The sequence below is a fragment of the Mycobacterium sp. genome (assembly GCF_002863225.1).
Taxonomy (GTDB): domain Bacteria; phylum Actinomycetota; class Actinomycetes; order Mycobacteriales; family Mycobacteriaceae; genus Mycobacterium.
Map to the genome: position 1 here is coordinate 58,315 of NZ_PKEK01000035.1, position 13,071 is coordinate 71,385.

The 13,071-nt window shown below is 65.7% G+C and carries 11 protein-coding genes; 2 read left to right on the forward strand and 9 right to left on the reverse strand.

Features of this window, described 5'->3' with window-relative positions; translation table 11 throughout:
* Positions 1–156 precede the first annotated feature (156 nt).
* Together CYU59_RS08500 and CYU59_RS08505 are read right to left on the reverse strand one after the other, a co-directional pair.
* The gene (locus tag CYU59_RS08500) at positions 157–1,353 is read right to left on the reverse strand and encodes a hypothetical protein (RefSeq protein WP_292981661.1); all 1,197 of its coding nucleotides are present in this window, start codon (positions 1,351–1,353) and stop codon (positions 157–159) included.
* Between the two features lie 432 nt (positions 1,354–1,785).
* Positions 1,786–2,010: a hypothetical protein gene (locus CYU59_RS08505; protein WP_292981663.1), complete on the reverse strand. Its 225-nt coding sequence runs from the start codon at positions 2,008–2,010 to the stop codon at positions 1,786–1,788.
* 497 nt (positions 2,011–2,507) lie between these two features.
* Between CYU59_RS08505 and CYU59_RS08510 the strand changes: the two genes are divergently transcribed.
* Positions 2,508–3,959 carry a hypothetical protein gene (locus CYU59_RS08510; RefSeq protein ID WP_292981665.1) on the forward strand — a complete coding sequence of 484 codons (1,452 nt, stop codon included), beginning with the start codon at positions 2,508–2,510 and terminating at the stop codon, positions 3,957–3,959.
* A 65-nt stretch (positions 3,960–4,024) separates the two neighbouring features.
* On the opposite strand, the gene CYU59_RS08515 is transcribed toward CYU59_RS08510, so the two are convergent.
* From CYU59_RS08515 to ctaD, 7 genes are all read right to left on the reverse strand, one after another.
* The gene (locus CYU59_RS08515; protein ID WP_292981693.1) at positions 4,025–5,233 is read right to left on the reverse strand and encodes a class I SAM-dependent methyltransferase; all 1,209 of its coding nucleotides are present in this window, start codon (positions 5,231–5,233) and stop codon (positions 4,025–4,027) included.
* On the reverse strand, positions 5,191–6,159 hold the full coding sequence (locus CYU59_RS08520; protein WP_292981667.1) for a methyltransferase domain-containing protein: 969 nt from the start codon (positions 6,157–6,159) through the stop codon (positions 5,191–5,193). The genes CYU59_RS08515 and CYU59_RS08520 overlap by 43 nt, the downstream gene beginning before the upstream one ends.
* A gap of 55 nt (positions 6,160–6,214) precedes the next feature.
* Positions 6,215–6,991, reverse strand: a complete 777-nt coding sequence (locus CYU59_RS08525) for an enoyl-CoA hydratase (RefSeq protein WP_292981669.1) — start codon at positions 6,989–6,991, stop codon at positions 6,215–6,217.
* A complete protein-coding gene (locus tag CYU59_RS08530; RefSeq protein ID WP_292981671.1) occupies positions 6,979–7,797 on the reverse strand; it encodes an NUDIX hydrolase in 819 nt (272 codons plus the stop codon). Before CYU59_RS08530 ends, CYU59_RS08525 begins: the two co-directional genes overlap by 13 nt.
* Positions 7,797–8,636, reverse strand: a complete 840-nt coding sequence (locus tag CYU59_RS08535) for an ABC transporter ATP-binding protein (RefSeq protein ID WP_292981673.1) — start codon at positions 8,634–8,636, stop codon at positions 7,797–7,799. Before CYU59_RS08535 ends, CYU59_RS08530 begins: the two co-directional genes overlap by 1 nt.
* 244 nt (positions 8,637–8,880) lie before the next feature.
* Positions 8,881–10,119, reverse strand: a complete 1,239-nt coding sequence (serB, locus tag CYU59_RS08540; RefSeq protein ID WP_292981675.1) for a phosphoserine phosphatase SerB — start codon at positions 10,117–10,119, stop codon at positions 8,881–8,883.
* A gap of 25 nt (positions 10,120–10,144) precedes the next feature.
* Positions 10,145–11,890 (reverse strand): cytochrome c oxidase subunit I, encoded by a 1,746-nt coding sequence (ctaD, locus tag CYU59_RS08545; RefSeq protein ID WP_292981677.1) that lies wholly within the window; start codon positions 11,888–11,890, stop codon positions 10,145–10,147.
* Positions 11,891–12,071: 181 nt separating this feature from the next.
* Between ctaD and CYU59_RS08550 the strand changes: the two genes are divergently transcribed.
* The coding region (locus tag CYU59_RS08550) for an iron-siderophore ABC transporter substrate-binding protein (RefSeq protein ID WP_292981679.1) at positions 12,072–13,071 on the forward strand (1,000 nt) is incomplete at its 3' end.

The following is a 13,071-nucleotide window of genomic DNA, read 5'->3' on the forward strand; positions in this document are numbered from 1 at the left end:
ACTTGTCCTCGCAGACTCAGAACGGCTGAAATGCCGTCTCGCCAGCGTACCTGGCCCCCGTCGCGACGAATGGCAAACGTCTTGCCGATAGGCGCCTGCCCAGGTCAGCGGCCACCGTCCTCCCTAACGGCGGCCGCCGACCCGGCAGGCGGGCTTTTAGAACAGTCCGGCCAGGTCCGTCCAGAAGGTGCTGGCGTCCGTCGCGACACTCGCTCCGTCGAAGGCCGTCAGCAAATCGGTCCAGAAGCTGGTGCTGTCGGCCAGGAAGCTCGAGGCATCTGCACCACCCAGCAGGTCCGTCCAGAAGCTGGTGCTGTCCGTCAAGAAGCTCGACGCGTCGGTGCCGCCCAGCAGATCAGTCCAAAAGCTCGTGGCATCCGTGCCGCCCAGCAGGTCGGTCCACGCGCTGCTGCTGTCGGCCACCGCCCCGGAACCACCGAACAGGTCCGTCCACCAGTTGCTGCTGTCGGCCGCGGCCGCAGAGGCGTCCGAGCCGCCGAGCAAGTCGTTCCAGAAGCTGGTGCCGGATGCCAAAGCGCCCTGCGTGTCGCCGGAGAGAAGCTGCGACCAGAAGGCGTTGGCGTCTGACAGCCAACCCGAGCTGTCCCCGGACAGCAGCTCCGAAGTCGGCGTGCTGTCCGCGGCCGCTGCAGCGCTGGGACCAGTCGGGATACCCCAGTTGTCGTAGAACTTGTTGATGTCGATCAGGTTGCTGGCACCGGTTGCGTTGGCGTCCCCGACGCTGTTCCCCTCGACGTAGGCGATGTTGTAACTGCCCGCGCCCGCGGCGTTGGAACCGGCCTCGGCGCTGCCGTAGTCGCCGACCACACCGGAGATGTTCAAGTTGCCCGGATTGTCGCCGACCCCGCCCGCGAAGGCATGGCTGTCAAGGCCGTAGACGCCCGCAATGTTGCCACTTGACGCCGCTCCGCCGGCGAATGCGGACGAGTTGTCACCGAGCACGAACGCCGAGTTGCCGGTTGCACCCGCCCCGCCTGCAATGGCCGACGAGTTGGACCCGTAGACAGTCGCAAAGTTGCCCGCGCCCGTCGCGACGGCGTTGGAATTGGCGCCGAAGGCGAGTGCGAAGGACCCGATTCCGGAGGAGTCCGCCTCGGCGGAGCCGCCCTCGAACAGATCAGTGCCGTTGAAGGAGATGGCCAGGTTGAGGTCCGGGAACAGCAGGTCGAGCGGCGCTGCCGGCGCGGCGAGTAAGCCCACGGAGCCGTCGACAAGCGCTCCCCAATCCGCCGAATCGGCTGACGCGGTCCCCGGAATCGAGGCCAGCGCTCCCCCAATACCCAAGCCCACCGTGAGCAATCCGAACCGCGCCAAAGCACGCGTGCGTTTCATTGTTTCCCTTTCCCCCGAACACGCCGAATAAGGCGTGCCTGCAACATTCGGCGCCCACCGCCGAGGGGGTAATACTATGCGCGCGCGTCAATTCTCATCGAACAAAGTCTAATAATTTCAGAAAAAGTCTTTAGCCCTTCTTCAGGCAAATTAAGCGGAACTCCAGTACCGGTCGAAGATGCGAAAACGTACGCCAGCAGGCTTTGCATGCGAATCGGTGTCACACGGTATGGTCGCGCGCTTTATAGGGCCAGTCTCAGATCAAGATCAATCCGAAAGATACCGGCCATCTTCCCGGAGTGAACGTGCGTTCACTCAGATAGTCCGGCCGATTCTTCGGAGTTGAACCACCGGTCGGGACTATCGCAGAGCAAGGAATGACGGCCGCGAGAACCCCCGAGAAAAATTCGCCACAAGCAAAAAGCGGCGCGGCTACTTGTGCGTCGAACGCCGGCCCGGGCGGTTGCAGGCCGGACGGGCCTTCCGCTCGCACGAGCCGCCTTGCTGGGCGACGAGACCGCCGGCGCTGCTCATCGATATGTTCATCGGGCTCGACATCGCCACGACTGCGCCACCGTGGGCGATAACGGGCGCCACCGCGACCATCGCGCTGGCCGCCGCGCCTGTCAGTAGCCACCGCATACGGGACGTAGGCATCGTTGGCCGTCCTTTCCTGCGTTCGGTAGAGGTAGTCAGGATTGTTAAAACCAGGTTACCTGAGAAATCGGTATGAGTTAGCACTGCGATGCCCGTTTGTTACCGGATGGACCGTCGACCTGCGATCAACGGCCCGTCTGTGGGCGCCGCGTCGAGGTAGCTGACGAGGGTTTGAGCAACTGCACGTACCTGGATTTTCGATGTGCTGAGGCGCGACCGATCACCACGGCCCCCTGCTGGGCGCGCTCGCGCTCTCAGGTTCGCAGGTCGGTGCGGCTACCCCCTCACTCGTTACACACCGAAAATTCCAGTGAGATGCGAGGGAAATCCCTGTATCCCCCACACCGCAACCGACTTAGCGTCATGCTCGGCGACCTTAACGTTCGCTGAGATTATCCAAAGGAAATCTGGCAGGTGGTTGCTCCGCCTGACGACTCGCAGCAGCGAACGACAGCCCGACACCAACCCGCCGAGCGAAAGGAACCGAGAGGAACACGATGAAAAATTCACACCGGATGACACGATGCGTCGGCATCCTTGCGATCGGATTGGGGTTCGGTGCGGCGCTCGCATCGACGCCTGCCGTCGCATTCGCAGACTCCATCAACGGCGCCGACATCGGCACATACCTGCCTGACTTCGGCGCGGTGGCGGCCGCCTCGGCGATCGTCACTCCGCCGACCCTGCCTGACGACTATTCGAACTATGCCATCTCATTCAGCGGGATAACGCTCTACCAGAGCGGCACCGCCTACGCGACCTCAAGCTTTGGGAATTACGCGATCGCCCATGGAGACCACGCCGGCGCCTTTGCTCCTACCGGCTTGTTCAACCACGCTGTTGTCGACGGCGACAATAGCGTCGCCGGCGTCAATGGCAACGGGTTCGGATTCTTCAACTCCGCGACTGTGACGGGTGCTAACAGCAGTGCCCTCGCCACTATGGGCACTAGTGGCGCCAGCTATAACGTGGCCACCGCCACCGGTGACGGATCGATAGCAGATGCGGGCCACCTTGACCCGAACGGCATTAGCGGCAGTTTCAACACCGCCAACGCCGAGGGCTACCTTGCTTTGGCATACGCCGACACAAACGGCACCAGCAACAATGTGGCGAACGCCATTGGTGACCGTTCGTACGCCTACAGCCCTGTGCCGCTAGGCGCGGCGGCTGAGCAGAGTGGTGCGGCGGCGGGGACCGATCTGCTGCACGACGGCGCCGCAGCGGCGGCTTCGGTCACCCCGGCCACGCTCCCCGACGACTACTCGAACTTCGCGGTGTCGATCAGCGGGGTCCCGCTGATCCAGCTGGGATCGGCGAGCGCGGAATCGAGCTTCGGAAACATCGCGATCGCAGTTGGCGACGACTCAGACTCCAATGCGATGAGCGGTTTCTTCAACTACGCGACGGCGATGGGAGACCGGAGCACCGCCGTCGTCGGAGACACCGGATCGTTCAACTACGCATCCGCCACCGGGTACTTCGCCTCCGCACAAGCCGCTTGGGGTAGCGGCAACACGGCGATCGCAAACGGCGACCATGCCATTGCCCAGGCAGGTGCGGGAGACGGAACTGCGATCTACGACAGCAATTTCAACACCGCTACCGCTGAAGGGTCGAATACCATCGCGCTGGCGGGGTGGGACAGCTCCAGCGGCCATGTCGCGAATGCGGTCGGCGACGGCGTGCATGTCTACGACCCGACGGGCAGCCCCGCGGGCTTCCCATCGGCAAGCCTGCTCACCGAAACACTGAACTCCTTTACCGGTGACTCGCATGCCGCGGCCGACGGCGGCAACTGGCTAACCGATCTGTTCTCCGCCTTCGACGATGGCTCTACCGCCGCTGACAGCGGAAACTGGCTCACCGAGCTGCTGGCGTCATTCGACGGCGGGTCGGCCGCAGCGGACAGCGCCAACTTCTGGGCCGAGCTCACAACGCTGTTCTGACCAACCGCATCGGCGGCCACCGTTTCAGAGCAGCAGACGGTGGTCGCCGATTTCGGTCGTTGTCCTCAGTGCGCCGGCCGGCAGATGAACGCGGTGCCCTGGGCAGCGGCACCCGAGCCGATCCGCGTCAGCACGACCGTCAGAGATTGGCTGCCGCGCAGCGTCATTCGCCGCCGCAGCGCGTCGGGATCGGCGTCGACACCTCGCACCAAAACCTCCAACGACCCGCAGTCCAGCCTCGCCAGCGCCTGGCGTAGGCGCCGCTCGTCGAACGCGAGCTGCTCGAGAACCTCGAATCCGCGGACCCCGGTGGGCAGTTGATCGCCGGACAGGTAGGCGATGTTGGGGTCGAGCTGCCACAGTTGGTGCCGAGCGGCCAAGTGCCGCACCAGACCTGCCCGCACAACTGCACCGTCAGGGTCGACGATCCACCGGCCGACGGGCGCAACCTCGCAGTGATCCGGGTGGGCGTCGGTGATCTGCTCGCCGCTGTCGAGAATTGTGGCCCGCCGTCGCACACCTGGTTCAGCCAGCTCGGTCGACCACAAGCAGGCTTCCCGCACCGAGCCGCGGTACGAGGTCACCTCGATCTCGCCGGCGAACCCGAGCCGCCTCACGGCCTCGAAATCGATTCCGGGCGCGCATTTCACCACCAGCGCACGTCCCTGATAGGCCTCGAACAAATCGTCGAGCGCGGGTTGATAGTCCCGCGGATTGAATTGTCGCCGTCCGCCACTGCGTCGGGCCGGGTCTGCTACCACCGTCGTGTCCCGGGTGATCGGATGCAGCGCATCGGCGCGGTGCAGCGCGACCGTGTCAGCGAGATTGTGACGCGCCATCGCAAGCCGCACGGGGTCTATGTCGCTTCCGAGGATGCCCGCGGCCGAACCGTGCAGCGCCGCCAGTTCGGTGCCGATCGAACAAGTGACATCATGAATTAGTCTGCCGCTCAACCGCTTTGCACGATGCAGTGCAACCGGCGCAGCGCTCGCCTGTTGCAGCGCCTCATCGGTGTACAACCAATGGCGGGTACCGGCCAGCTCGGCGAGCTTCACCGCGGCCCGGCGTCGTAGCAATACCGTTTCGACCAACACCGGCGTTCGTTCGCCGAATTGAGCTCGCAGTCTTGCGATGTCGCCGACGCGGTCGGTCAGTGGCCGAGCCTCGACCACGGACAGCGCGGCCGAACCCTCGTCGGACGTCAGGTAGGCGACGTCGTCGAGACTGAACTTCAGGACGGCTTGACCCCGGTGATCTCGACGTTGTAGTACCAGCCCTTGGGCACCACGTGACGCCACAGATTGGCGTCGGCCCAGCTCAGCACCTTCCAGCTGGTGAAGGCGAAGTTCGCCCAGGCCCAGCCCAGCTTGTCCGGCTGTACCGCGTATTCGAAGGTCCGCAGCGGCCAGCCGAGCATTGCCGCGGTGAATTCGACGGTGGCCGTGTCGACGTCGACGGCACCGGCGGCCGTGGCCATTTTCTCCAGGTCGGTCGGTGCAAAGGTGTGCAGGTCGACGATGGATTCCAGTGCCGCGGCGCGCGAGGACTCGTCGAGCTCGGCCTGCGGGCGGCGCCAGCTGTCCAGCCCGGGCAATTTGGTCGCGTTGGTGGCGACCCGCCAGGTCAGCGTCGACAGTGTGCGCGCATAGCTGTTGCCGACGGTGGTCGGCTCGCCTGCGAACACGAATCGGCCACCGGGACGCAGCACGCGCAGTACCTCGCGCAGGGTCAGCTCTACGTCCGGAATATGGTGAAGTACAGCGTGTCCGACGACAAGGTCGAACGAGTTGTCGTCATACGGAATTCGCTCGGCATCGGCGACCCGGCCGTCGACGTCGAGGCCCAGCGACTTGCCGTTGCGTGTTGCGACCTTCACCATGCCCGGGGACAGGTCGGTGACCGATCCCCGCCGGGCGACCCCGGACTGGATCAGGTTCAGCAGGAAAAACCCACTGCCGCAACCTAATTCGAGGGCATTGTCGTAGGGCAGCCGGTGTATCTCGTCGTCGGGGACAACGCTGTCGAAACAGTCCCGGGCATAGTCGACGCAGCGCTGGTCGTAGGAGATCGACCACTTCTCGTCGTAACTCTCCGCTTCCCAGTCGTGGTAGAGAACCTGGGCCAGCTTGCTGTCGTGACGGGCGGCCTCGACCTGCTCAGCGGTGGCGTGCGGCTGGGGCGCCGGGTCGGTACTTGTCATGGTCGACCAGCCTATCGCCGCGCGGGCTCGCCGTGGTGCCCGCCCGTCGCCGTCGCTACCCGCTCGGCGGCGGCGGTGTCTGCGATGCGTTGACCGCCGCCTGGCTGGCATCGAATACCTGCAGGTAGCGGCGACGTTCAGCATCCCAGCGTTCGGCCGGAGCCAGCGTGCAGAGCTCGTTGACGGCGGCCTTGGCCGCGGCAAGCGCGACACCCGGTGCCTCGACGAATCGGCTGGCCCACGCCACCGCGGCGTCGTAGACCCCGTCGGGGGCGACCGACTCGTCGATCAGCCCGAGGACCTGCGCCTCCTCCGCATCGAAGAACCGACCGCTGTACACCAGATCCTTGGCCTTGCTGGCACCCACCGTTCGGGTCAGTCGGGCGATGGCCTCGCCGTCGGGCACCAGGCCGGCCAGGATCTCCGTCGCGCCGAACCGGACGTTGTCGCCGCTCACCCGCCAGTCCGCGGCCAGCGCCAGGCCCAGGCCCGCACCGAGGGCGTATCCGGTGATCGCCGCGACCGTCGGCTTCGGGATCGCCGCGACGGCGTCGACGGCGGCGCGGTGCACCCGAAGCCAGCTCTCGGCCTCCGGCGCGGTGAGCGTACGCAGTTGAGGCGTGTCGTCACCCGCGGAGAAGATCTCGTGGCCGCCGAACAGGATGACGGCCGCGATGCTGTCGTCATTGCTGACGGTCGCCGCGGCCTGCTCGATCTCCCGGTAAACCTGCCGCGTCATGGCGTTGGTCGGGGGCCTGGACAGCACGATCGTGCCCACACCGGGATGACCGGGATCGAGGTGGACGCTGACGAACTCGCTCAAAAGTGCCATCCCATCCCACCGGCCTTGCGGGCACGGTGGTAGCGGTCGGAGTCGAAAAACTCGAAAATCCAGTTTTCGCCGTCGATTTCGACATTCGGTTGCACCGTCACGATCTGACGTTCGACCGCGAGCACGTCGGCGACGGTATGCCCGTCGAGTGAGTCCAGTTGCGTCCAGGTGGGGGGCAGCAGAAAACAACGTCCGGCTTCGAAATCGGCGATGGCCGCGGCCGGCGTCGTCCAGGCGGCACGGTCAGACTCGGTGTTGTCCCCGTCTGCCCGCTGACCCGCCGGCAGCGCGCCGACGAAGAAGTAAGTGTCGTATCGACGGGTCCGCTCGGCTTCTGGCGTCACCCAATTCGCCCACGGCCGAAGCAGATCGGCCCGCAGCACCAAGTTCTCCCGGCGCAGGAAGTCGGCGAACGACAGGGTCCGATCATCCAACGCGCGACGGGCATCGGCATAGACCGAGGCGTCGCCGACGATGCCGTCCGGGTCGTCGGCCGGGCCGGCGAACAACACCCCGGACTCTTCGAACGTCTCCCGGGCCGCCGCGCACACCAGCGCTGTGGCCAGATCGGCGTCGATGCCGAAGCGTTCCGCCCACCAGTCGGGCGGCGGTCCGGCCCAGGCGATATCGGCATTGCGGTCACGATCGTCGACGCCGCCGCCAGGGAAGACCATCGTTCCGGGGGCGAACTCCATCTTCGAATGGCGACGCATCAGGAAGAGTTCGATGCCGTCGACGCCATCGCGCATCAGCATCACCGTGGCGGCCGGGCGGACCGGCAGCGGTACGAACGTGTCGTCAGTCATCAGCGCCTCCGATGTGCCGCCCGGGTGCGGGTTCGACGGGCGAAGTAGCGCCCGTCGATCACGTCCACCTCGATCGCCTGCCCGAACGCCACGGACAGGTTGTCTCCTGTCAGCACATCGGTCAGCAACCCCGCCGCGATGATCTGCCCCTCCGACAGCAGCATGCAGTGGCTGAAGCCGGGCGGGATCTCCTCGACGTGGTGGGTGACCAGCACCAGGGCGGGCGCGTCGGGGTCGGCCGCCAGATCGGCAAGCCGCGCCACCAGCTCCTCGCGTCCGCCGAGGTCGAGTCCTGCTGCGGGCTCGTCGAGCAGGAGCAGCTCGGGGTCGGTCATCAGTGCGCGGGCGATCAGGATGCGTTTGCGCTCGCCTTCGGAAAGCGTCTCGTAGCGGCGGTCGGCCAGATGCTCGGCGCCCAGGCTTTCGAGCATGTCGACAGCTCGGTGGTAGTCGACGTCCTCGTAACGTTCCCGCCACCGGCCCAGCACCGCATAACCAGCCGAGACGACCAGATCGCGGACCAGCTCGTTGCCGGGAATGCGTTGCGCCAGCGCCGACGAACTCAACCCCACCCGCGAACGCAGCTCGGACATGTCGACCCGGCCGATCCGCTCCCCCAGCACGTACGCCACCCCTGAGGTGGGGTGCTCAGCTGCCGCGGCGATGCGCAGCAGTGAGGTCTTGCCCGCGCCGTTGGCCCCGATGATCACCCAGCGTTCGTCGAGCTCGACCGACCAGGTCACCGGCCCGACCAGGGTGTGCCCATCGCGACGCAGAGACACGTCGGTGAAGTGGATCAGCAGGTCGGGGTCGACTGCCTCGCCAGCGTTTTCGGCCACCCGACCATCGTGCCGTACCGGCCGCGCGACTGGTCCGGCGGGATGAGTACCGAGTCGTTCTGTCCGCGGACGCTCGCCGCCTCCTGAGTCAAGGAGACCCGGTGGTCGCAGATCAGGGGGGCAGACTCGTTTTTCGTTTTATGACCACGGGCGATACCACCCGCTGGCGTGATGTCGCATACGACCACGATTGCGAAAATGGCTTGCCGCCCAACGATGTGGCAGGGGGGTCAGGCGCTGGTCGTCAGAGGTCGGTCGGGATGTCGACGCGGCTCACCACGCCGTCCAGCGCGTCAGCAGCCTCGATCTCGCCGCGTGTCACGCCGAGCAGAAACAGCACGGTGTCCAAGTAGGGGTGGCTCAGCGAGGCGTCGGCGACTTCGCGCAGCGCGGGCTTGGCGTTGAACGCGATGCCCAAGCCGGCGGCGGACAGCATGTCGATGTCGTTCGCGCCGTCACCGACCGCGACCGTCTGGGCCATCGGCACACCGGCCTGGCTGGCGAAGTCGCGCAGTGCCTTGGCTTTACCGGCCCGATCGACGATCTCGCCGACCACCCGCCCGGTGAGTTTCCCGTCGACGACCTCCAGGACGTTGGCCGCGACGAAGTCCAGCATCAGCTCGTCGGCCAGCGGTTGAATGACCTGCCTGAAACCGCCCGACACCACGCCGACGTGGTATCCCAGCCGCCGCAGCGTGCGGATCGTGGTGCGCGCGCCGGGAGTCAGGTCGACGTCCTCCGCCACGTCGTCGAGCACCTCGGCCGGCAGCCCCGCGAGCGTCTCGACCCGCTGATACAGCGACTCGGCGAAGTCGAGCTCGCCGCGCATGGCCGCGTCGGTGATCGCTTTGACGGCCTCTTCGGCTCCCGCTCGCGCCGCGAGCATCTCGATGACTTCCTGCCGGATCAGCGTCGAGTCGACGTCGAAGACGATCAGGCGCTTGGCCCGACGCGCGATGCTGTAATCCTCGAGCGCGACATCGACGCCCACGTCAGCGGCGACCCGGGTCAGCACTTCCTGCAACCGGCCCCCGACGCCCGGTGGCACCGACACCCGGAGCTCCAAACCGGTTACCGGATAGTCGGATACGCCGCGAATCAGATCGAGGTTCACCCCGAGCGCTGCGATCTCGCGGGCGACGGCGCCGAACGCGGCGGCGGTGATCGGCCGACCCAGCACCATGATGGTGTGCGTCGACGGCTCCCGGATGATGCGAAGTTCGTCGCTGCGCTCGATGCTGACATCCAGCCCGACCGAGTGGATGGCCGCCTCGACTTCGTCGTGAAAAGCCTTGCCGTCGAGCACTTCTGCGGGAGCGGTCACCAACACACCCAGTGTCAGCCGACCCCGGATCACCACCTGCTCGACGTTGAGCAACTCGAGCTTGCGCTCGGAGAGCACGCCGAACAACGCTGACGTCACACCTGGCTTGTCGTGACCGGTGACGGTGATCAACGCCGACACCTTGGCAGGGGTGCTCACCCCAGATTGCCTCCGCGAGAAGCGATCACGAACGAACTTGGACGTCGTCTGATCTGGTGACGTCACCGTCCGACGGGCCGTGCGACCGGCCCACGTGGGCCTCGGCGCGGATCCGCTCGACCATGTGCGGGTAGTGCAACTCGAAGGCGGGACGCTCGGAGCGGATACGCGGCAGTTCGGTGAAGTTGTGCCGCGGCGGCGGGCAACTGGTCGCCCACTCCAGTGAGTTGCCATAACCCCACGGATCATCCACGGTGACCACTTCGCCGTAGCGCCAGCTCTTGAAGACGTTCCAGACGAACGGGATCATCGACACCCCGAGGATGAACGCCCCGATCGTCGAAACCACGTTGTAGGACTGGAACCCGTCGGTAGACAGGTAATCGGCGTACCGACGCGGCATACCGATGTCGCCCAGCCAGTGCTGCACCAGGAACGTCGTGTGGAAGCCGATGAACGTCAGCCAGAAGTGCAGCTTGCCCAGCCGCTCGTCGAGCAGACGCCCGGTCATCTTCGGGAACCAGAAGTAGGTGCCGGCGAAGGTGGCGAACACGATGGTGCCGAACAGCACGTAGTGGAAGTGCGCGACCACGAAGTAGCTGTCGGTGACGTGGAAGTCCAGCGGCGGGCTGGCCAGCAGCACACCGGTCAGGCCACCGAGCAGGAACGTGATCATGAAGCCGATCGAGAACAGCATCGGCGTCTCGAAGGTCAACTGCCCCTTCCACATCGTGCCGACCCAGTTGAAGAACTTGATCCCGGTGGGCACCGCGATCAGGTAGGTCATGAACGAGAAGAAGGGCAGCAGCACCGCTCCGGTGGCGAACATGTGGTGGGCCCACACCGCCACCGACAGCGCGGCGATCGACAGCGTCGCGTAGACCAGCGTGGTGTAGCCGAAGATCGGCTTGCGGGAGAACACCGGGAAGATCTCGGTCACGATCCCGAAGAACGGCAGCGCGACGATGTAGACCTCGGGGTGGCCGAAGAACCAGAACAGGTGCTGCCACAACAAGACTCCGCCGTTCGCCGAGTCGTAGATGTGGGCGCCGAGGTGCCGGTCGGCGGCCAGACCGAACAGCGCGGCGGTCAGCAGCGGGAAGGCCAGCAGCACCAGGATCGAGGTCACCAGGATGTTCCAGGTGAAGATCGGCATCCGGAACATCGTCATTCCCGGCGCCCGCATGCAGACGACCGTCGTGATCATGTTGACCCCACCCAGGATGGTGCCCAGACCGGCGACGATCAGACCCATGATCCACAAGTCGCCACCCGCACCCGGAGAGTGAATGGCGTCGGTCAGCGGCGTGTAAGCGGTCCAGCCGAAGTCGGCCGCACCACCGGGGGTGATGAAGCCGGCCATGCCGATCAGGGCGCCGAACAGGAACAGCCAGAAGGAGAAGGCGTTCAACCGGGGGAACGCCACATCGGGCGCGCCGATCTGCAGCGGCAGCACCAGGTTGGCGAAACCGAACACGATCGGCGTCGCATAGAACAGCAGCATGATCGTGCCGTGCATGGTGAACAGCTGGTTGTACTGCTCGTTGGACAGGAACTGCAGTCCCGGCGCCGCCAGCTCGGTGCGCATCAGCAGAGCCAGCAGGCCGCCGACGAAGAAGAAGATGAAGCACGTGACCACGTACATGATCCCGATCAGCTTGTGATCGGTGGTGGTGATCAGCCGGTAGATCAGGTTGCCTTTAGGGCCTGTTCGGGGCGGGTACGGGCGACTAGCCTCGAGTTCTCCCAGCGGGGGCGCTTCGGCAGTCAAGAGCTCCTCCAAATGTCGAGCAGGGCAACCACGATCACAGGATTGTGAGTCTAGCCTCCGAAAACGCGGGATGGCGGACAGGTCCTACAAACTGTCGTAATTCCCCGGTGAACACTGGGCGCGGCGCCACCGACTGCTCAGCGCAGCCTGCTTCACCTGCCCGGATGTTAACGTCGGTGCCGTGCTGCTCAGGGGTGTCCGGCCCGGTTTCGCCGCTGCTGTCACGGCAGTCATATGTGTCAGTGGTGGCTGCACCTCGCATTCCTCCGAAGGCAGCGGTGCTCCCTCTGTGATAACCAGCACAACCCAGATCGCCGGCGCCGGCGTGCTGGGCAACGGGCGTCGACCCGACGAGTCCTGCGCACCCGAACCGGTCGGCCCCGACGCCGGTCCGACGCCGCACGTCGCGCACAACGCGGCCGGGGTTCGGCCCGACACCATCGACGTCCCCGACGATCCGCAGCGCATCGTGGTGCTTTCCGGCGATCAACTCGACACTCTGTGCGCGTTGGGCCTGCAGTCCAGGATCGTCGGTGCCGCCCTGCCGGATGGCGCCGCCGACCAGCCGTCGTACCTGGGCGCCGTCATACACAAGCTGCCGAGCGTGGGTTCGCGGAACAGCCCGGATCTCGGCGCCATCCGCGCCGCCAAGCCCGATCTGATCCTTGGTTCGCAAGCGCTGACACCGAAGCTCTATGCGGAGTTGGCAACGATCGCGCCGACCGTATTCACCGGGTCGCCCGGCGCTGCCTGGCAGGACAATCTGCGGGGCGTGGGCGAAGCGACCGCGCGCGGCGACGCGGCCGGTGACCTGATCGAGCGCTTCACCACCAAGGCTCATGACGACGGGGCCGCGCGTGACGCCGCCCACTTCCAGGCCTCGATCGTCCAATTCACCGAGAACTCGGTGCGCATCTACGGGGTCGACAACTTCCCGGGCAGCGTCCTGACCGCGGTCGGCGTGGATCGCCCTGCGGCACAACGTTTTAACGACAAGGCATACGTCGAGGTGAACAGCAACGACAACGATCTCGCGGGTAGCGCGAACTTCTCCGCCGCCGACGCCGACGTGGTCTATGTGTCCTTCGACTCCCCCGCCGCCAAAGATCGTGCACCGACGATCTTCGACAGCAGCGCGTGGCGCAGATTGTCGGCAACTCGCGACAACCGGGTGTTCGTGG